This window comes from Pseudomonas sp. GL93 (genome assembly GCF_003408955.1).
GTDB lineage: Bacteria > Pseudomonadota > Gammaproteobacteria > Pseudomonadales > Pseudomonadaceae > Aquipseudomonas > Aquipseudomonas paracarnis.
Map to the genome: position 1 here is coordinate 1 of NZ_NKRF01000076.1, position 20,053 is coordinate 20,053.

The window sequence follows — 20,053 nt, forward strand, 5'->3', positions numbered from 1 at the left end:
ACCCAAGACATGGGTAAAAGGCACAGCGGTGAATGCTCATGTTTCAACGGACAGGGTAATCAAGGCAGCCAAAACGAAAAGACCTTGAAAGGGATGGCTGTAAAAGCGGAACCCTAAATGGCCGTTACCGCAGGAATGGATATGTACTCGGTATAACTGCGTCGACTGTCAGCCCCCATTCGCGAGCAAGCCCGCTCCCACAGTTTGATCGTGGGGTGTCAGGTAGATAAGCGTCGGCTAGCAGGCCGCTATCGCAGGCAAGCCAGCTCCCACATTTGATCCCGCTGGGCCCGAAGGATTTTATTTACTGCGCTCTAGGGCAGCGGCGTCACATCAATACGATACGGCTCAAAAATCTTCAGCATCTGCCCACTGCTGCGCAGCCCCTTGAGCAACGCCGAAAACGCCTCCCCCGTGATCGGTGCCTTTGGCCGCAACAACGCGTAGTGGTGATACACCTGACCAATACGCCCCGACACCAAAAACTGCCCCGCCATGTCCGCGTTGCGCACCATGAAATCACTCAGGTACGAGCGGGTAACCAGCGCAATATCTGCACGCCCACGAGCAACCATCAGCAGATTACTGTCATGGGAATAGGTCAACGTCGCGTTGAAACGCTCGGCCATGTTCTTGGGATCGGGATTGAAGTCAGCAAAGGCATAGTGATACCCGCTGAATACCGCCAGACGCTTGCCGGTGAGGTCGGCGAAGTAGCTCTGGTCGCGCCCGGGTTGGCGCTGGGCGACGAATATTTCTGCATCTTCCAGGCCCATATCAACACTGGTATGGGCAATATTCTGCCAGCCCCAAGAGGGGTTTTCGAAGATAGCCATGTCGACCCGGCCTTGCTCGAAGTCACGAAAACGCCGGGGTATCGAGGTAGGCACCACCACAAACTGGTAGTCGGTTTGCGCAGCGTTCAACGCCTCCACCAATTGCGGCAGCAACCCGGTGTCGGCGCCTTGTTCAGGCCGCACGGTATAGGGCGGAAAATGCGCCGCGCCGATTCTCACCAACTGCGCGGCACCGGCCTGCGTCCACGCGGCGGTGCCCAGTGCCCATAAAGTAAGTCCTGCAGCCAGCCGCCATGGCGAAAACATCGAGGCACACACCGTTGAAGAGTTCAATGCCAATAAGCTAGGCGTTTTTACTTGGGGAGACAACTTTCGCCAGCAAATTAATAACTTGCGCCTCAGTCCGACTTCAGCACCATCAACAAAGCCTCTTCGGCCAGCTCTTCAAGGGTCAGGCTGCCTTGGGCGCGAAACCAGGTGGTGGTCCAGGACAAGGCGCCGGTCAGGAAGCGCCGGGTGATAAACACATCGCCCCGGATGTAGCCAGCGGCCTTGGCCTCGCCCAGCACCTGCAACCAGATCTGCTCATACACGTCACGCAGGGCCAGCACGTGCGCCTGGCCTTCGGCCGACAGCGAGCGCCATTCGTAGACCAGCACCGCCATGGCCTCGCCACTGCCGCCCATGATCGACTGCAACTCGCAGCGGATCAGCGCCAGCACGCGCTCGCGCACCGTGCTCGCCTCCTCCAGTGAAGCGCGCATCATCGCGGTGTTGTAATGGATGGTTTCCTCCATCACCGCGCGCAGGATCTCATCCTTGCTCTTGAAGTGATGGAAGATGCTGCCGGACTGGATGCCCACGGCGCTGGCCAGATCTCGCACGGTGGTGCGCTCGAACCCCTTGTTGCGAAACAGATGAGCTGCGGTTTGCAACAACTTGCCGCGGGCGCTCTCGGGGTCGGTCAATTGGCCACCATCGACCATGGTGCGCATCACCCCCAGGGCTTTGTGCTCATCCATGCTGCTCTCCTTCACGTCTACTGTCGTCTTGGCCGGCAATTTAGGCCGTGACTGCCACCCAAGCAAGCGCTTGGGTAAAACTTGTGACTGGAGTTTACAAACCAAGCGCTTGCTTGGTAGTCTCGACGCCAGCCCTTGGAGGAAGGATTTCTCATGAGCAAGACGGTACGTATCGGCTGCGCCAGCGCCTTCTGGGGCGACACTTGCACCGCCGCCGCCCAATTGGTGCAGGGCGGAGCCTTGGATTACCTGGTGTTCGATTACCTGGCGGAAGTCACCCTGTCGATCCTCGCCGGTGCCCGCCTGAAAGACCCCAAGGCCGGTTACGCCACGGATTTTGTCGAGGTGCTGACACCCCTGCTGGCGGATATCCAGCGCCAGGGCATCCGGGTGATCAGCAATGCCGGCGGTATCAACCCCCAGGCCTGCGCCGCCGCCCTGCAAGCGGCCTGCGATAACGCGCACATCCCGCTGAAAATCGCCGTGTTGCTCGGCGATGATCTACACCCTCAACTCAAACACCTGCCGCCTGTCACCGACCTGTACAACGGCGCCCCACTACCGCCCCTGTGCGTGTCCGCCAACGCCTACCTCGGCGCACCGGGCATTGCCCAGGCGTTGGGGCTCGGCGCCGATATCGTCATTACCGGTCGGGTGGTCGACAGCGCGGTGGTCAGCGCGGCACTGGTGCATGAATTCAACTGGTCATGGCAGGACTACGATCATCTGGCCCAGGCCGCCCTGGCCGGGCATATCATCGAGTGCGGTGCCCAGTGCACCGGCGGTAACTTCCCCGACGGGCGTGACGTGCCCGACTACGAACACATCGGCTTCCCCATCGTCGAAGTCAGCGCTGACGGCCAGTTCACCGTCAACAAGGTCGAGGGCAGCGGCGGGCTGATCAGCGAACTCAGCGTGGCCGAACAATTGCTGTATGAAATCGGTGACCCGCGCGCCTATGTGCTGCCGGATGTGATCTGCGATTTCAGCCAGGTCAAACTGCAGCAACAAGGCAAGCACACTGTGCGCCTGCACGGCGCCAAGGGCTTGCCACCCACCGACCAGTACAAGGTCAGCGCCACTTACCCCGATGGCTTTCGCTGCACCGCCAGTTGCCTGCTCGCCGGCATCGACGCGGTGGCCAAGGCCGAGCGGGTCAGCCAGGCGCTCATCAACAAGACTTCGGAGCTGTTCAGCCAGCGCGGCTGGGCGCCCTACACCGACGTCAACATCGAACTGCTCGGCAGCGAAGCCACCTACGGCGCCCACGCCCGGCGTACGGATTGCCGTGAAGTGGTGGTGAAGCTGGCGGTGCGGCACCCGAGCAAGCAGGCGCTGGTGCTGTTCGCCCGCGAAATCGCCCAGGCGGCCACCGGCATGGCACCGGGGCTGACCGGCATTGTCGGAGGGCGGCCGACGGTGTATCCGCTGATCCGGCTGTTTTCGTTCCTGGTCGACAAATCATTGTGTAGCGTCGCCATTGAGTACCAAGGCCAACGTTATGCCGTTGAGCTGCCCGTCTTGATGCCACTGCTCGCGCCCGCTGCGCCCATCGAGCCGACCAAGCCCCAGGGCCGTGCCGATGCCAGTGTGCCGCTGGTGAAACTCGCCGTGGCGCGCTCTGGTGACAAGGGCAACCACAGCAATATCGGCGTGATCGCCCGCCACCCCGACTACCTGCCGTGGATCGCCGAAGCCCTGACCCCGGAGGTGATCGTCGACTGGATGGACCACGTGCTCGACCCGATCCATGGCCGCGTCGAGCGCTGGTACTTGCCCGGCAGCCACAGCCTCAACTTCCTGCTGGAAAACGCCCTGGGCGGCGGCGGCATCGCCAGTTTGCGCATCGATCCCCAAGGCAAGGCCTTCGCCCAGCAACTGCTGGAAATCCCCATCGCCGTACCGCAACACATTGCCGATCAACTCACCTAAAGGACCGTCGCCGTGGCCTTCGACTCGATCTTCAAAGCCGACCTGTTCCAGGGGCAAACCCTGATCGTCACCGGCGGCGGCAGTGGCATTGGCCGCTGCACCGCCCATGAACTGGCGGCCCTTGGCGCCCGCGTGATCCTGGTGGGGCGCAAGCCAGACAAGTTGCAGCAGGTAGCCAAGGAAATTACCCAAGACGGCGGCGTCGCCCATTGGCTGGCCTGTGACATCCGCGATGAAGAGGCGGTGAAGGCACTGGTCACGCAAGTTCTGCACGACCACGGCCCCATCCATGGCCTGGTGAATAACGCCGGCGGCCAATACCCGTCGCCACTGGCCGCGATCAATCAGAAGGGCTTTGAAACCGTACTGCGCACCAACCTGGTGGGCGGTTTCCTGATGGCGCGGGAAGTGTTCAACCAGTCGATGGGCAAGCACGGGGGCGCGATCGTCAACATGCTCGCCGACATGTGGGGCGGCATGCCCGGCATGGGCCACTCCGGCGCGGCGCGTTCAGGGATGGACAATTTCACCAAGACCGCCGCGTTTGAGTGGGGCTATGCCGGGGTGCGCGTCAACGCCGTGGCGCCTGGCTGGATTGCCTCCAGCGGCATGGACACCTACGAAGGCGCGTTCAAGGCGGTGATTCCCACCCTGCGTGAGCATGTGCCGCTCAAGCGCATCGGCACCGAGTCGGAAGTCAGCGCGGCCATTGTCTTCCTGCTCAGCCCGGCGGCAGCTTTTATCAGCGGCAGCACCCTGCGCATCGACGGAGCCGCCAGCCTGGGCAGCCGCGCATGGCCGCTGCACAAGGCGCAGGCGCCGAGCGAGCCGTTCAATGGATTCCACCGCGCCTACCTGCCGGATGTGCTCAAGGCGGAGCAATAACGCCATGCCAACCATTGAAACCCTGATCGACCCCAACAGCCCAGCGTTCGCGCAAAACCGCGAAGCCATGCTGGCGTCCATCGCCCAGTTGCGCCAGCTGGAACACACGCTGCTGGCCAAGGCCCAGGAAGCCAAGCCCAAGTTCGACAAGCGCGGCCAATTGCTGCCCCGTGAGCGCCTCAACCTGCTGCTGGACCCCGGCGCGCCGTTCCTGGAGCTGGCCAGCCTGGCCGGCTACAAACTCCACGACGACAAGGACGGCAGCGCTGCCGGTGGCGGGCTGATCGCCGGTATCGGCTATGTCAGCGGCGTGCGCATGCTGGTGGTGGCCAACAACAGCGCGATCAAGGGCGGCACCATTTCCCCCTCCGGGCTGAAGAAATCCCTGCGCCTGCAACAGATCGCCATGGAGAACAAATTGCCGGTGGTGACCCTCGCCGAAAGCGGCGGCGCCAACCTCAACTATGCCGCCGAGATTTTCGTCGAAGGCGCGCGCAGCTTTGCCAACCAGGCACGCATGTCAGCCATGGGCTTGCCGCAGATTACCGTGGTGCACGGCTCGGCCACCGCCGGCGGTGCGTATCAGCCGGGCTTGTCGGACTACGTGGTGGTGGTGCGCGGCAAGGCCAAGCTGTTCCTCGCCGGGCCACCGTTGCTCAAGGCCGCCACCGGCGAAGTCGCCACCGATGAAGAACTGGGTGGTGCGCAGATGCACGCGCAAACCGCCGGCACCGCTGAGTACTTGGCCCAAGACGATGCCGACGGCGTGCGCATCGTGCGTGAGATTGTGGGCCTGCTGCCCTGGAATGACCGCTTGCCGCACACGCCACAACGCGCCTATCGCGAACCGCTGCACCCGATTGAAGAGCTGTTGGGGCTGATCCCCAATGACCCGAAAAAACCCTACGACGTGCGCGAGATCCTGGCGCGCCTGGCCGACGGTTCCAACGTGCTGGAATTCAAGGGCGAGTTCGACCCCCACACCGTCTGCGCCCATCTGCATATCCAGGGGCGCGCCGTGGGAGTGATCGGCAATAACGGCCCCATCACGCCGAAGGGCGCGAGCAAGGCCGCCCAGTTTATCCAGCTGTGCGACCAAAGCCGCACGCCGCTGCTGTTCTTGCATAACACCACCGGCTTCATGGTGGGCACCGAGTCGGAACAGCAAGGGGTGATCAAGCACGGCGCGAAGATGATCCAGGCGGTGGCCAATGCCCGTGTGCCTAAGCTCACCATCGTGGTCGGTGGTTCCTACGGTGCCGGCAACTACGCAATGTGCGGCCGCGGCCTGGACCCACGCTTTATCTTCGCCTGGCCCAACAGCCGCACCGCGGTGATGGGCGGCGCACAGGCCGGCAAGGTGCTGCGCATTGTCACCGAGGCCAAGCAACTCAAGGACGGCCTGGTGCCCGACCCCAAGGTTCTCGACATGCTCGAACAGGTCACCGCGCAGAAGCTCGACAGCCAGTCCACCGCCCTCTACGGCAGCGCCAACCTGTGGGACGACGGGCTGATTGATCCACGGGACACCCGCACCTTGCTCGGTCTTTTGCTGGATATCTGTCACGAAGCCGAACTGCGGCAACTGCAACCGAACACCTTCGGCGTAGCGCGCTGATCGTTCCCACGCTCCGCGTGGGAATGCAGACCAGGACGCTCCGCGTCCCAACAGGGAGAACAATAAAAATGATCTTCACCCAGGAACACCAGGAACTGCGCCGCACCGTGCGCGCCTTCGTCGACCGCGAGATCAACCCGCACGTGGATGAATGGGAAAAAGCCGGGCGCTTTCCCATTCACGAGATCTTCCGCAAGGCCGGCGACCTCGGCCTGCTGGGTATTTCCAAACCGGAAAACTTCGGCGGCATGGGCCTGGACTACAGCTACTCCATTGTCGCCGCCGAAGAGTTCGGCACCATCCGTTGCGGCGGCATTCCCATGTCCATCGGCGTGCAGACCGATATGTGCACCCCGGCCCTGGCGCGCTTCGGCTCCGATGAACTGCGCGAGGAGTTCCTGCGCCCGGCCATCAGCGGCGAACAGGTCGGCTGCATCGGCGTCTCGGAAACCGGTGCCGGCTCCGACGTGGCCGGGCTCAAGACCCATGCGCGCAAGGATGGCGATGACTACGTGATCAATGGCAGCAAGATGTGGATCACCAATTCGCCCAGCGCTGACTTCATCTGCCTGCTCGCCAACACGTCCGACGACAAGCCGCATATCAACAAATCCCTGATCATGGTGCCGATGAACAGCCCCGGCATCAGCGTCAGCCCGCCGCTGGAAAAACTTGGCATGCACAGCTCCGAGACCGCCCAGGTGTTTTTTGACGGCGTGCGTGTACCGCAACGCAACCGCATCGGCCACGAAGGCGCGGGTTTCATGATGCAGATGTTGCAGTTCCAGGAAGAGCGCCTGTTTGGCGCGGCGAATATGATCAAGGGCCTGGAGCACTGCATCGACAGCACCATTGAATACTGCAAAGAGCGCCAGACCTTCGGCAAGGCCTTGATCGACAACCAGGTGATCCACTTCCGCCTGGCGGAACTGGCCACCGAGATCGAATGCCTGCGCGCCTTGGTCTACCAGGCTACCGAGCAATACATCAAAGGCCAGGACGTCACGCGGCTGGCCTCCATGGCCAAGCTCAAGGCCGGGCGCCTGGGCCGTGAGGTCAGCGACAGTTGCCTGCAATATTGGGGCGGCATGGGCTTCATGTGGGACAACCCGGTGGCCCGCGCCTATCGCGACGTGCGCCTGGTGTCGATTGGCGGCGGTGCCGACGAAATCATGCTGGGCATCATCTGCAAACTGATGGGCACCCTGCCCGGTAAAAAGCCATGAACACCTTGCTGCTCGAAGCCCACAACGGCGTGCTGCACGTCACCCTCAACCGGCCTGAATGCCGCAATGCGATGAGCCTTGAAATGGTCAATGAACTGCGTGCGGTACTGGCGCAGTTGGACAGCCAGGTGCGCGCCGTGGTGATCAGCGGCGCGGGCGGGCATTTTTGTGCGGGGGCCGATGTGAAGGATCTGGTCGGCGCCGGGGATCAACTGCAAGCGTTGAACCGCGCGTTTGGCACCTTGCTGCAAGAGGTGCAGGCGCTGGCACCAGTGGTGATCGTGGTACTGCAAGGCGCGGTGCTGGGCGGTGGGTTCGGGCTGGCGTGCGTGAGTGATATTGCGATTGCACAGGGCCAGGCGCAGTTCGGCTTGCCCGAGACCCGCCTGGGCTTGTTGCCGGCGCAGATTGCGCCGTTTGTGGTCAAGCGTATTGGCCTTACCCACACGCGGCGCCTGGCGCTGACGGCGGCGCGGTTTGATGGGGTGGAGGCTGGGCGGCTGGGGGCGGTGCATTTTGTCGAGCACGACTCGCAGGCGTTGGCGCAGCGGGTGGATGAGGTGTTGGGGCAGGTGTTGCAGTGCGCGCCGGGGGCAAATGCGCGAACCAAAGCCTTGTTGTTGGCCAGTGTGGATGAGCCCCTTGAGACCGTGCTGGATCGCGGGGCGCAGTGGTTTGCCGAGGCGGTGAGGAGTGAGGAAGGGGTTGAGGGGACGCAGGCGTTTGTGCAGAAGCGAAAGCCGAGTTGGTCTCGATGACGCCATCGCAGGCAAGCCAGCTCCCACAGGGGAACACATTTCAAATGTGGGAGCTGGCTTGCCTGCGAAGAGGCCCCAACACACGCCATAACCACCAAGGGATAACCCAATGCCCGCATTCAGCAAGATCCTGATCGCCAACCGCGGCGAAATCGCCTGCCGCCTCCAGCGCACCGCCCAGGCCCTGGGCTACCGCACCGTGGCCGTGTACAGCGACGCGGATACCGATGCCCTGCACGTGCAGATGGCCGACGAAGCCGTACACATCGGCCCGGCTCCCGTACACCAGTCCTACCTGAACACAGAGGCCATCCTCGCCGCCGCCCAACTGACCGGCGCCGACGCCATTCACCCCGGCTACGGCTTCCTCTCGGAAACCCCCGACTTCGCCCGCGCCTGCCAGCAGGCCACTCTCACCTTCATCGGCCCCAGCGTCGAGGCGATCGAACTGATGGGCAGCAAACGCCTGTCCAAACTCGCCATGCTCGACGCCGGCCTACCCTGCATCGCCGGCTACCAAGGCAGTGCCCAGGACGATGCCACCCTGCAACAGGAAGCCGAACGCATCGGCTTCCCGCTGATGATCAAGGCCAGCGCCGGTGGCGGTGGGCGTGGCATGCGCCTGGTGCACCAGCGCGAACAGCTGCTGGAGCAACTGCGCACCGCACGCTCGGAAGCCATGAATGCGTTCGGCAGCGACGAACTGATCCTCGAACAGGCGCTGATCGAACCGCGCCACGTAGAAGTGCAACTGTTCGGCGACAGCCATGGCAACCTCATCTACCTCGGCGAACGCGACTGTTCGATCCAGCGCCGCCATCAGAAAGTCATTGAAGAAGCACCCTGCCCCGTGATGACGCCCGAGCTGCGCCAGGCCATGGGCGAAGCCGCGCTCAAAGCCGGGCGGGCGGTGAACTATGTGGGTGCCGGCACCGTGGAGTTTTTGCTCGACCGTAACGGCCAGTTCTATTTCCTGGAAATGAACACGCGCCTGCAAGTGGAACACCCGGTCACCGAAATGATTACCGGCCTCGACCTGGTGGACTGGCAGTTGCAGATCGCCGCCGGCCAACCGCTGCCACTCACCCAATCACAGGTGACCCTGACCGGCCACGCCATGGAAGTGCGCCTGTACGCCGAAGACCCGGCCCAGGGCTTCCTGCCGCAAACCGGTGACGTGTTGCGTTGGGAACCTGCCCCCGGCGTACGCATCGACCATGGGTTGCGTGAAGGCCAAACCGTCAGCCCGTTCTACGACCCGATGCTGGGCAAGATCATCGCCCACGGCGCCAGCCGCGAAGAAGCCCGGCGAAAACTGCTGCGGGCCGTGGAAGACACCACATTGCTGGGCGTGGGGACCAATCAGCGCTTGCTCGTCGACCTGCTCAAGCACCCGGACTTTATTAACGGCGACTTCAGCACGGGATTGATCGCCGAACACTTCAGCGTCATCCCACCGCAGACGGCGACCGCTGAACAGCTCAAGCTGGCCGCCGCGCTGTTTTATCAACACAGCGCCAACCAGCACACCCAAACACTCGCGCGCTGGCGCAATACGGCGAGTGTCCCCGTAACGTACCGCCTGGAGGTGAACGGCCAACTCCACAGCGTCAGCGTTGACGACCTGCAACTCAGCACCGACGGCCGCCACGCCAGCCTGGTCATCAAGGGGGTCCGCCGCCGCATCGCTTATCACCTGGACGGCAACCGGCTATGGCTACCAGGGCTGACCGTCACCGACCGCACCCAGCAAGTCGCCAGCCGCCCGGCCGACGCCAGCAATGGCATGGTCCAGGCGCCCATGGACGGCGCCATCGTCGATATACGTGTGCGTGTCGGTGAGAGCGTCAGTAAAGGCCAGCTTTTGCTGGTGCTTGAAGCGATGAAAATGGAGCACCCCTTAAAGGCCGGTATTGATGGCACCGTCAAGCAGATGCGCGTGGTGACGGGCGATCAAGTGCGCAACCGTCAGGTTTTGCTGGAGATCGAATAACGCCCTTAGGCGGAACTACAGGGCCGGGCTACGCTCTATCCCCATCAGGAAGGGACGAGTACGGGAACCTGCACCATGCCTCATTGGCTGATTATTGACCTTGAAGCCACAACGGATGACGGCGGCTGGCCCGTGACGGAGATGGAAGTCATCGAGATCGGCGCCAGCCTGGTCAACCGCCAGGGCCGCGAACTGGACCACTTCCAGCGCTTTGTGCGGCCCTTGCGGCGGCCATTGCTGACACCCTTTTGCCGCAAACTCACCCATATCACCCAGGCCAATATCGACATGGCCGCGCCGATCACCGAGGTGTGGCCGCTGTTCGAGCGCTGGCTGGGCCAACATCAGCCACGCCTGGAAGGCTGGGCCAGCTGGGGTGACTATGATCGCGTGCAGCTTGAGCTGGAGTGGCAGCGCCATGGCCTCACCAGCGCCCTGGGCGACACCCCGCATGTGAACCTCAAGCAACGCTTTGCCAAGGCCCGGCGCCTGGACAAGCCGCTGGGGCTCAATGGTGCGCTGCAATTGGCCGGAATGCAGTTCAATGGCCAGCAGCATCGCGCCCTGGAAGATGCACGCAATACCGCGCGCCTGCTGCCATTGATTTTACCGGTCTAGGCAGCGCTTGCAGCCTTGGGCATACTGGCCAGCCATTTTCCTGCTGCTCTGTAGGAGCGAGCTTGCTCGCGAAGATCGCCAACGATAACCCAGCGCTTCTGGTTAAACGCGGTGTTCTCAGGTTTTTCGCGAGCAAGCTCGCTCCTACAGTGGTTGGCGTAAGCCTTGACCTTTTTCCGAGGATCCACCCATGTTCAAAGTCAACGAGTACTTCGACGGCACCGTCAAGTCGATCGCTTTCGGCACCGCAGAAGGGCCGGCGACCATCGGCGTGATGGCTCCGGGTGAATACGAATTCGGCACCGCCCAACGTGAAATAATGCACGTGGTCTCCGGCGCCCTGACCGTGAAGCTGCCTGACAGCAGCGACTGGGAAACCTTCGCTGCCGGCAGCCAGTTCAACGTACCGGCCAACAGCAAGTTCCAGTTGAAAGTTGCGGTGGACACCGCCTACCTGTGTGAATACCGCGGCTAAGCGGTACCCGGCACACAAGAAAGCCCGTCTCCCACGAGACGGGCTTTTTTATTCCAGCACCGTTACCGGCATGCCGACTTCCAGGCGCCCAATGCCGTCGTTGACCAGGTTCTGGCCGAACATCGCGCCCTTTTCAGTCTTGCGGTAGGTTTCCAGCGTCGCGAAGGGCTCGCGGTCGGGGCTGCGCTCACCGGTCTGGGGGTCGATGGTGGTGAGGATGCACCGCGAGCACGGCTTGACCACCCGAAACTCCACGTCGCCGATGCGCAAGCGCTTCCAGCCGTCTTCGGCGAAAGCCTCGGCGCCTTCGATGACCAGGTTGGGACGAAAGCGCAGCATCTCCATCGGGCGGCCGATCTTTTCACACAAGTCGTCGAGGGAGCCCTGGCCGATCAACAGCAACGGGTAGCCGTCAGCGAAGCCGACCTTGTCGTCATCCTTGCCATACCCGGCTTCGGTGGTGCGCGCACGTTCCAGGGGCAGTTGCACCAGGCGCGTCGGCTTGCCAATGAACGCGCTGACCCAGGCCGCGGCCTCGTTGCCAGCATCCGGCACGCGCAGGGTGTCACGCCAAATGGTCACACCGCGCAGTTCGCTGGCGCTGCCCGGCAATGCCACATCCAGCGGCGCGTAGCCCGGCGAACTCAGGGTGAGGCCCCCGTTGCTGTTCCACAACGCCGAGAGCTGGCTCATCTTCGCCACGGCGCGCTGCGTCAAGAACCGTCCGCTGGCTTCATCCACCAGCATCCAGCGTCGATCCCCGCCCAACCCGAGTTTATCCAGGCCAATCTGCTGTAAGGCTTCGGCCTTGCCGGACTTCAAGGGGTAACGGTACAACGCGCTGAGATGCAGCATGGGCCTGCCTTCCTAGGAAACAAAGTGTCATCCTAAAGTCAGGCGGGCATTTCGTCCAACATCAGTCGCTGGCGCACCACGTCCACCAGCTTGTCCGGCTGGAATTTGGAGAGGAAATTGTCGCAGCCGACCTTCTTCACCATCGAGTCGTTGAAGCTGCCCGACAGCGAGGTATGCAGTACCACGTAGAGGCCACGCAGGCGCGGGTCGTTGCGGATCTCGGTGGTGAGACGGTAACCGTCCATCTCGGGCATTTCGGCGTCGGTGAAGATCATCAGCAGTTTATCAGTCATCACCTGGCCGCTGTCGGCCCAGGCCTTGAGCATGTTCAGTGCCTTGAGGCCATCGCTGGCGACGTGCATCTTCACGCCCAACTGGCCCAGGGTGTCACGCAGCTGCGACAAAGCCACGTTGGAGTCATCCACCAGCAGCACTTCACGGCCACGGGCACGCTCAAGCACCGGGTCTTCGAGTTTTTCCCGGGAGACCTTGGCGCTGTAGGGCACGATCTCGGCGAGGACTTTTTCCACGTCGATGATTTCCACCAACTGGTCGTCGACCTTGCTGATGGCCGTGAGGTAGTGCTGGCGACCGGCGCTGGTCGGCGGCGGCAGGATGGCTTCCCAGTTCATGTTGACGATGCGGTCAACGCCGCCCACCAGAAACGCCTGCACCGAACGGTTGTACTCGGTGACGATAATGGTGCTGTTGGGGCCCGGCACCAAAGGCCGCATGCCGATGGCCTGGGACAAGTCGATCACCGGCAAGGTCTGGCCACGCAGGTTGACCACCCCGCACACGAACGGGTGGCGCTGGGGCATCAGGGTCAGCTTGGGCAGTTGCAGGACTTCCTGCACCTTGAACACGTTGATCGCGAACAACTGCCGTCCGAAGAGGCGGAACATGAGAATTTCCAGGCGATTCTCACCCACCAATTGCGTGCGTTGATCTACCGTGTCGAGAATGCCGGCCATTGAAAGCTCCTGGTGTACACGCAGGTGTGCGCTGAAAGGGGTGTGCGGTTCGTATAGGCGGTTATCGGCGGCAAGCGCCAAACCTTGACCCTGCTAAAATGCCACGCGAACACATTGATGTCACACTGACATCATGCTTTACTGCATTCACCTCTTCCGAATACTTACAATGACCGTGCACGACACTCGAATCGGCGCGCGGTTCCACGTCATAAGGGATTCCCCTATACGCAATCAGGCCTAACCTGATATTCGCGATATCTAATAGCCATTAATGTGACGCCATTCTCATTGCATGAATGGAGTCAGGCTTTTGTTTGCCAACCCAAGCCCTTGGTCTACGGGCCTTTCAGGCACTCACGTATCGGCAACTGAAGTTGCGTCATCCCGCATAACAGCGGCTAAAGGCGGCATTCGTGAGCTTTTCAATAAACGTCCTACTGGATTATCGGAAGCAACCTACACACCCCAGTCGTGTTTCAGCGCTAGTTTTAAGCCATTCACCCGGTGCGACATCTCATCACCCGACCTTAAGTTGTGGAGACTTGCATGATGAACGACGGTAACGAGTGGCAACTTGTACTTCCCGAGTTCCTGCACGAGGCTGAAAAGCTGCTGATCAGGTCAGAAGAGTGCTTGAACCATCTGCATTTGATTCGAAACGACAGTGACGCTATCGACTGCATGAAAGCCAGCCTGAGCAAGCTCGCCGAGAGCGCAGACTGCCTTGCATTGCAGGCCATCAGCGAGTTCTCCCGGCAGATTCAATACCTGATTGCCAATGCTGTGAGCCCGATGCAATTGCATGACCAGGCACTGGATGCCTTGCATGCCTGCCTGACGCTACTGGCCTGGCAACTGGAACTGATCGATATCCGTACTGGCAAGCTGAGCCTGGATGAAGATGAGCAATCGTCGTTGATTGAGGCGGTCAGCTTGCAGATCCCGCAAAAAGACCACCAATACAATCCGCAGCATGATCGACGCGCGCAATAAATATCAATTAGCCATCAACGCAATAATTATACAAACCAACTTAGTTAATACAACTTTCCGCTTTCAACTCTGGGATTAACGCCCAGAGTATTTGTGTGAGCCATAAACCAATCAGGCGACCAACGGTAAGCGGGGTGGTACTATGCCCCGCTCGAAGTGATTTAACTTCAACATGCTTAAAGACGATTTGGCAGCGCACTCCAAACAGAGCCCGGTCAACCGGTCTCACCGCAGTGAACCCTCATTGGCTCCATCCGCTATGTACGCCAGTTTCAAGTCACTTATCGCCAGGTCCGTGTCCCGCAGCCATGTGCGCCGCCTCACCCTTGCGCTGTGCCTGTGCTCATTGCTGGCCAGCCTGTGGGCCTATCTGCAGGACGCGCCGCTGCCGTTGCTGATCCTGCTGCTCAACTTCGCCACGCTGGTGGTGGGGGGGCTGCAACAGTGGAATTCGCGCAAAGCTATCAAGTTCGAGCCCCAGGAACTGGCCGACCGCCTGCTGCAAGTCCAGGAAAACGAACGCCACCGCCTCAGCCGCGAGCTGCACGATGACATCGGCCAACTGCTGACCGCCGCCAAGCTGCAAAGCGAATGGCTGCAGCGTCGCCTGCCCCAAGACCTGCAAAGTCATTGCTCGGTGCTGTGTAACACGCTCAACGAAACCCTGGCCAAGGTGCGCGACGTGTCCGCCATTCTCAACCCTCGCCAACTGGCAAGCCTGGGGCTGGAAGCCAGCCTGCGCGCGCACCTGCTTAAAACCCTGGAAAATACCCAGGTGTGCTGGAGCCTGGAGTGCCAGCAACGACTCACCGGCATCCCCGAAGAAATGGCCGTGGCGGCCTTTCGCATCACCCAGGAATCGGTCCCCAACATGCTGCGCCATGCGAAGGCGCACAACCTGCTGGTGCGCCTGCAACGTTTGCCTGAAGGGCTGTCACTGACGATCTGCGATGACGGCCAGGGCTTTGCACCTGCCGCCGACCCCGGCAAGGAAGGCCAACGGGGCATGGCCGGTATGTGCGAACGGGCACACCAGCTGGGCGGCACCGTGTCCGTCAGCAGCCAGCCAGGCAACGGCACACGCATCCACGCACTTTTCCCCTGGGCACCCCGCGCCCTCGAACGGGCCAGTGCCCATAAGGTTCTCCAGTGACCTGCAATCTGCTCCTGGTCGATGACCATGCCTTGATCCGCGCCGGCGTGCGTGCGCTGATTCTGGATATTCCCGGCTACAGCGTCATTGGCGAAGCCAGCGATGGCGCGCAACTGCTGGAGCAATACAGTGCCTTGCAGCCAGATATCGTGCTGCTCGATCTGTCGATGAAGCACACCGGCGGGCTGGATGCCTTGCAGCAACTCAAGCGTTTTTACCCCACGTGCAAGGTGCTGATTCTGTCGATGCACACCGAGCCGGACCTGATCATGCGCGCACTGGAGTCCGGCGCCCACGGCTACCTGCTCAAGGACACCACCGCCAACGAGCTGGAACATGCCCTGCTGGCCCTGCGTAACAACGAACGCTACCTGAGCCCCGCCATCGCCCACACAGTGATCAACCAGGCGCTGATCCGTAACCAGGTCCCCAGCGCGCCTGTCGCCCACAGCCACAGCCTGACGGCGCGTCAACTGGAAATCCTGCGTTTGATCGTGCGCGGCAAATCCACCCGGGAAATTGCCCACGGCCTGGGCCTGAGCATCAAGACTGTCGAAGCCCATCGCTCGCAGATCATGAAGCGCTTGCAGATTTTTGACGTGGCGGGCCTGGTGTTATTTGCCGTGCGTGAGCAGATCATCAGCCTGGACGACTAACGGCGAACCCAGCGGCAAGTGCACGCGCAGGGCCTTGGGCAGCGCCTCGAAGTGCAGGTCGTCGCCTTCCAGCGGCTCGCCGTCGAGGTTGATGTACAAGCCTTGTGCGACTTTGATCTTCACCCACGGCAGGCGTGCGCGCACGAACATGGTGTCCAGGCCCCAGCCGTTGTTCATCAATTCACGCAGCGTGCCGACCACTTCCTGGGGCGCCGGCAGGATGCTGACATCCAGCAGCCCGTCATCAGCCAATGCGCCAGGGCACAGCACGTGCCCACCACCGGCCTGGCGACCGTTGCCGATGCCCAGCGCGAGCAGCTCGCCTTTCCAGTGAAAATCCGGGCCTTCCAACTCACCGTAGGCGGCTTTCAATTCACTGAAGCGGGTTAAACCGGTGAACAGGTAGGCGGCACCGCCCAGGACCTTCTTCAGGTCTTCGGACGTGTTGGCCGTGACCTGGCTGCCAAAACCACCGGTGGCCATGTTCAGGAAGATTTGCTGGCCGACCTGGCCGAGGTCAATGGCCCGGGGCTGTACGTCCAGCAAGGCCAGGGCGCCAGCCGGCCCCAACGGCCCGCCGGCGGCCTTGGCGAAATCATTGGCGGTGCCCAGGGGCATCAGCACCAGGCTAGCGTCAGCGCTGGCATAGGCCATGGCTTCGGCCACATCGCGCAGGGTGCCGTCGCCACCGCCGGCAATGATATGAGTGTACCCCTGGGCCAGGGCTTCATTGACCAGGCGCCGGGCATCGCCGCCCTCCCACGTCACCCGCACGGCCAATTCCCAACCCTGCTCACGCCGGGCCAGCACGGCGGCGCGCACATCCTCGTTGAGGGCTTGTTTGCCGTGGAGGATTAACAGGGCTTTGGGGGCGGTCATTTGGGGGAATCTCCTGGGTCAAAGGTGCATGAAGGATGTTGACCCTTGGGGAATAGGAAAAGTCTGTGGCTGGAGAAAATTGATTGAAGTACACAGATCAAACTGTGGGAGCTGGGTTGCCTGCGATGGCGGCAGTTCAATCGACAGAGATGTCCAATCTGCCGCCCAAAGGTAACCACGATGCGAAGCGAGCCGCTCTTGATCTTGATCTGCTTTTGATCTTAGGCGCCCCGTTAAACCACGCTGGCCGAACGCAGGCTTGAATTCGTGGGTAACCCGGCAGGACGCCGGGTTAGCCGCCCCGCGCCATGGATGGTGCGTGGCGGCGGCCCACGGATTCAAGCCTGCGTTCGGGCACACCGAGCCTAGGCGAGGTGCCGAGTGGTGGGGCAAGAGCGCTTTGCTTACTTTCGCGCTTTTCGAAAGTGAGCCGCCGTCAGGGCGGAACCCTAAGTGGCCGTTATCGCAGGAATGGATATGTACACAATCCAACTGTGTCGCCTGTCAGGCCGCCTTCGCGAGCAAGCCCGCTCCCACAGTTGGATGGTGGGGTGTCAGGTAGAGAAGCGTCGGCTGGCAAGCCGTCATCGCAGGCAGCTCCCACAGTTGATTGCTGCGGCGGCCAGGCCGCGTCGAGAATCAGCTCTTGTGCAACTTGCTCATCAACTGCGCCTCGGCCTGGGTCAGCCCGCACGACTGGGTCAACTCATCCACCGTCGCGCCCATGCCGACCAGCTTGGCCGCCTGGGCAAACGACAGGTTCGACGGATCCCGCTGCTCCAACTGCACCAACCTGTCGGGCAACGGCGCGAGAATCGCGCGCAGTTCATGCACTTCATCCCCAACCCGCACCGCACTTTGCTGGAAATGATCAACACGCTTGACCAGTTCCAGGATGCGCCGGTCACGCACCGCATCGCGCTCGGCCTGTTGCAAGGCCAACTCCCGTTGCTGGCGCAGATAGCGCAGCACAAACGCCAAGGTCCCGGCCCACAACAGGGCCAGGACAATCACCGCTGCCTCAAGGAACAATCAGATGCTCTCCAGTTCCGACCACTCTTCTTCGCTCATCATCTTGTCCAGCTCAACCAGAATCAGCAATTCGCCGTTCTTGTTGCACACGCCCTGGATGAACTTGGCCGACTCTTCGTTACCCACGTTCGGTGCGGTTTCCACTTCCGATTGGCGCAGGTAGACCACTTCAGCCACGCTGTCGACCAGGATACCGACCACTTGCTTGTCGGCTTCGATGATCACGATACGGGTGTTGTCGCTGACTTCAACCGTGTCCAGGCCGAACCGCTGGCGGGTGTCGATCACCGTCACCACGTTGCCGCGCAGGTTGATGATGCCCAGCACGTAGCTTGGTGCGCCTGGAACCGGGGCGATCTCGGTGTAGCGCAGCACTTCCTGCACGCGCATCACGTTAATGCCGTAGGTTTCGTTGTCCAGCTTGAAGGTCACCCATTGCAGGATCGGATCATCCAAACCTTGTGCGGACGCTGACTTGTTCATTCATCTGACCCCTTCAAATGCCGCTATCGACGGCGTGTGTGCAAGTGGGCCGCGCAACCGCACGGCCCTTATTGTTCAATCAACTGCGTTTGTTCTGTGGCATTGCCTTCACCGCACCGCTGGCGATCAACTCGGCCAGTTCGGCGACATCCAGCAACGCGCACATGTGTTCGATCACCGTGCCCGCCAGCCACGGCCGCTGGCCGCGGTGGCTGCGCCATTTGATTTCATTGGGGTCCAGGCGCAGCGAGCGGCTGACTTGATGCACCGCCAGCCCCCACTCGTAGCCCTGCACCGAGATCACGTATTGCAGGCCCTGGCGGAAATCATCGCGGTATCGGTCGGGCATCACCCAGCGCGCCGTGTCCAGCACCTTGAGGTTGCCGGCCTGGCTGGGCAGGATGCCGAGGAACCACTCCGGCTGCCCGAACAGCGGCGTCAGCTCCTGGCCTTCCAGAGAATAGATCGAGCCCAGGCACACCAGCGGCACCGCCAGGGTCAACCCGGCGACGTCGAACAGCAGGCACTCGAACGGCTCGGCGGCCCATGAGGGGCGACCGTCGCCCGTCACCGGTGGCGGCGTGATGCTGGGCGGCAGGTGCACGTCCACCAGCGGTTCGACCACCGGGGGCGCCACCACTGCAGGGGCGCTCGGCACCACCACGGGCGCCTCCACCCCCTGCGCATCCCGCGCCTGTTCTTCCATCACCGCCTGCTGGAATTCATCCAGCGGGCTTTCGGGTTCGACAGCAGGCTCAAGTACCAGAATCGGTTCTGGCAGTTCCTCGGCCGTCGCATCCTGCAGCAAGGCATCCAGGTAGGATTCCAGTGCCAGTTGCGGGCGAGTCTTGAATTCGACAGGACGGTTCATCACGCCACCTGCGCCACAAGCTGTTGCGACAGCAGGTGCTTGAGCAACGCACGGTAGGCCAGCACGCCACGGCTCTTGCCGTCGAACTGCGACGGTGTGAGCCCGGCCCGGCTGGCGTCACGCAGGCGCGTGTCCACCGGAATGTAGCCGTTCCAGATGGTGTCCGGATAGGCATCGCGCAACACGCGCAAGGTGCCGAGGGACGCCTGGGTGCGGCGGTCGAACAAAGTGGGCACGATGCTGAACGGCAGCGCCTGCTTGCGCGAGCGGGTGATCATCGCCCGGGTGCTGACCATGCGCTCCAGGCCCTTGACCGCCAAGTGCTCGGTCTGCACCGGGATCACCAATTGCTGGCTGGCCGCCAACGCATTGACCATCAGCACGCCGAGCAACGGCGGGCTGTCGATGATCGCGTAATCGAACTCCTGCCACAGCTGCGCCAGGGTCTTGGCGATCACCAGGCCCAGGCCGCTCTGGCCCGGCGACTGGCGCTCCAGCGTGGCCAGGGCGGTGCTCGACGGCAGCAGGGAAATACTGTCGTTGCTGGTGGGCAACAGCAGTTGCCCAGGCAGATCCGCCGGCACGCTGCCCTTGTGCAAAAACAAGTCATAGCAGCTGTGTTCCAGCGCATCCGGGTCGTAGCCGAAATAGCTGGTCATGGAACCGTGGGGGTCCAGGTCGACCACGACCACACGCTTGCCCGCTTCGGCCAGCAAGCCGGCCAAGGCGATGGAAGTGGTGGTCTTGCCGACTCCACCCTTTTGATTGGCAACTGCCCAGACTCTCATTCGGTTGGTTCCTCCCGGCGGGCACAGGCGCGACCGAGACAT

Annotated in this window: 20 protein-coding genes; 11 read left to right on the top strand and 9 right to left on the bottom strand. The window is 62.0% G+C overall.

From position 1 onward, the window contains the following. Positions 1 to 314: 314 nt before the first annotated feature. Together CER19_RS14650 and CER19_RS14655 are read right to left on the bottom strand one after the other, a co-directional pair. Complete coding sequence (locus CER19_RS14650) at positions 315 to 1,103, bottom strand: ABC transporter substrate-binding protein (RefSeq protein WP_116666934.1); 789 nt, start codon at positions 1,101 to 1,103, stop codon at positions 315 to 317. A 92-nt stretch (positions 1,104 to 1,195) separates the two neighbouring features. After that, entirely contained in the window at positions 1,196 to 1,819 is a 624-nt protein-coding gene (locus CER19_RS14655) for a TetR/AcrR family transcriptional regulator (protein WP_034126813.1), read from the bottom strand. 153 nt (positions 1,820 to 1,972) lie between these two features. Between CER19_RS14655 and CER19_RS14660 the strand changes: the two genes are divergently transcribed. The 8 genes from CER19_RS14660 (at position 1,973) to CER19_RS14700 (ending at position 11,324) form a co-directional block, all read left to right on the top strand. Next, positions 1,973 to 3,751, top strand: coding sequence for an acyclic terpene utilization AtuA family protein (locus CER19_RS14660; protein WP_116666935.1), 1,779 nt, complete (start codon positions 1,973 to 1,975; stop codon positions 3,749 to 3,751). 12 nt (positions 3,752 to 3,763) lie between these two features. Next, positions 3,764 to 4,636 (top strand): SDR family oxidoreductase, encoded by an 873-nt coding sequence (locus CER19_RS14665; RefSeq protein WP_116666936.1) that lies wholly within the window; start codon positions 3,764 to 3,766, stop codon positions 4,634 to 4,636. A gap of 4 nt (positions 4,637 to 4,640) precedes the next feature. Then, a complete protein-coding gene (atuC, locus tag CER19_RS14670) occupies positions 4,641 to 6,254 on the top strand; it encodes a geranyl-CoA carboxylase subunit beta (protein WP_116666937.1) in 1,614 nt (537 codons plus the stop codon). 68 nt (positions 6,255 to 6,322) lie between these two features. Next, positions 6,323 to 7,480 (top strand): citronellyl-CoA dehydrogenase, encoded by a 1,158-nt coding sequence (gene atuD, locus CER19_RS14675; protein WP_116666938.1) that lies wholly within the window; start codon positions 6,323 to 6,325, stop codon positions 7,478 to 7,480. Beyond that, a complete protein-coding gene (locus tag CER19_RS14680; RefSeq protein ID WP_116666939.1) occupies positions 7,477 to 8,238 on the top strand; it encodes an enoyl-CoA hydratase/isomerase family protein in 762 nt (253 codons plus the stop codon). The genes atuD and CER19_RS14680 overlap by 4 nt, the downstream gene beginning before the upstream one ends. A 109-nt stretch (positions 8,239 to 8,347) precedes the next feature. Beyond that, positions 8,348 to 10,231: an acetyl/propionyl/methylcrotonyl-CoA carboxylase subunit alpha gene (locus tag CER19_RS14685; RefSeq protein WP_116666940.1), complete on the top strand. Its 1,884-nt coding sequence runs from the start codon at positions 8,348 to 8,350 to the stop codon at positions 10,229 to 10,231. 75 nt (positions 10,232 to 10,306) lie between these two features. Then, positions 10,307 to 10,849 (top strand): exonuclease domain-containing protein, encoded by a 543-nt coding sequence (locus CER19_RS14690; RefSeq protein ID WP_116666941.1) that lies wholly within the window; start codon positions 10,307 to 10,309, stop codon positions 10,847 to 10,849. Positions 10,850 to 11,039: 190 nt separating this feature from the next. Beyond that, positions 11,040 to 11,324, top strand: coding sequence for a pyrimidine/purine nucleoside phosphorylase (locus CER19_RS14700; RefSeq protein WP_003226701.1), 285 nt, complete (start codon positions 11,040 to 11,042; stop codon positions 11,322 to 11,324). A gap of 48 nt (positions 11,325 to 11,372) precedes the next feature. Here the strand turns inward: CER19_RS14700 and CER19_RS14705 are convergent, their stop codons facing one another. Then, on the bottom strand, positions 11,373 to 12,179 hold the full coding sequence (locus CER19_RS14705; protein ID WP_116666942.1) for an MOSC domain-containing protein: 807 nt from the start codon (positions 12,177 to 12,179) through the stop codon (positions 11,373 to 11,375). A 38-nt stretch (positions 12,180 to 12,217) separates the two neighbouring features. Continuing rightward, on the bottom strand, positions 12,218 to 13,153 hold the full coding sequence (locus tag CER19_RS14710) for a chemotaxis protein CheV (protein WP_116666943.1): 936 nt from the start codon (positions 13,151 to 13,153) through the stop codon (positions 12,218 to 12,220). Between the two features lie 549 nt (positions 13,154 to 13,702). Between CER19_RS14710 and CER19_RS14715 the strand changes: the two genes are divergently transcribed. The 3 genes from CER19_RS14715 to CER19_RS14725 all read left to right on the top strand — a co-directional run bounded on the left by CER19_RS14715 (position 13,703) and on the right by CER19_RS14725 (position 15,958). Next, on the top strand, positions 13,703 to 14,149 hold the full coding sequence (locus CER19_RS14715; RefSeq protein WP_116666944.1) for a hypothetical protein: 447 nt from the start codon (positions 13,703 to 13,705) through the stop codon (positions 14,147 to 14,149). A gap of 259 nt (positions 14,150 to 14,408) precedes the next feature. Further along, the gene (locus CER19_RS14720; protein WP_116666945.1) at positions 14,409 to 15,302 is read left to right on the top strand and encodes a sensor histidine kinase; all 894 of its coding nucleotides are present in this window, start codon (positions 14,409 to 14,411) and stop codon (positions 15,300 to 15,302) included. Next, complete coding sequence (locus CER19_RS14725; RefSeq protein ID WP_116666946.1) at positions 15,299 to 15,958, top strand: response regulator transcription factor; 660 nt, start codon at positions 15,299 to 15,301, stop codon at positions 15,956 to 15,958. The genes CER19_RS14720 and CER19_RS14725 overlap by 4 nt, the downstream gene beginning before the upstream one ends. On the opposite strand, the gene yegS is transcribed toward CER19_RS14725, so the two are convergent. From yegS to CER19_RS14765, 5 genes are all read right to left on the bottom strand, one after another. Further along, positions 15,917 to 16,837, bottom strand: coding sequence for a lipid kinase YegS (gene yegS / locus CER19_RS14730; RefSeq protein WP_116666947.1), 921 nt, complete (start codon positions 16,835 to 16,837; stop codon positions 15,917 to 15,919). The genes CER19_RS14725 and yegS overlap by 42 nt on opposite strands. A 639-nt stretch (positions 16,838 to 17,476) precedes the next feature. Continuing rightward, positions 17,477 to 17,869, bottom strand: coding sequence for a DUF2802 domain-containing protein (locus CER19_RS14750; protein ID WP_098950739.1), 393 nt, complete (start codon positions 17,867 to 17,869; stop codon positions 17,477 to 17,479). Further along, positions 17,870 to 18,352 carry a chemotaxis protein CheW gene (locus CER19_RS14755; protein ID WP_003192896.1) on the bottom strand — a complete coding sequence of 161 codons (483 nt, stop codon included), beginning with the start codon at positions 18,350 to 18,352 and terminating at the stop codon, positions 17,870 to 17,872. 79 nt (positions 18,353 to 18,431) lie between these two features. Continuing rightward, positions 18,432 to 19,223 (bottom strand): CheW domain-containing protein, encoded by a 792-nt coding sequence (locus CER19_RS14760; RefSeq protein WP_032902451.1) that lies wholly within the window; start codon positions 19,221 to 19,223, stop codon positions 18,432 to 18,434. Continuing rightward, positions 19,223 to 20,011: a ParA family protein gene (locus CER19_RS14765; protein WP_116666950.1), complete on the bottom strand. Its 789-nt coding sequence runs from the start codon at positions 20,009 to 20,011 to the stop codon at positions 19,223 to 19,225. The genes CER19_RS14760 and CER19_RS14765 overlap by 1 nt, the downstream gene beginning before the upstream one ends. Positions 20,012 to 20,053 lie beyond the last annotated feature (42 nt).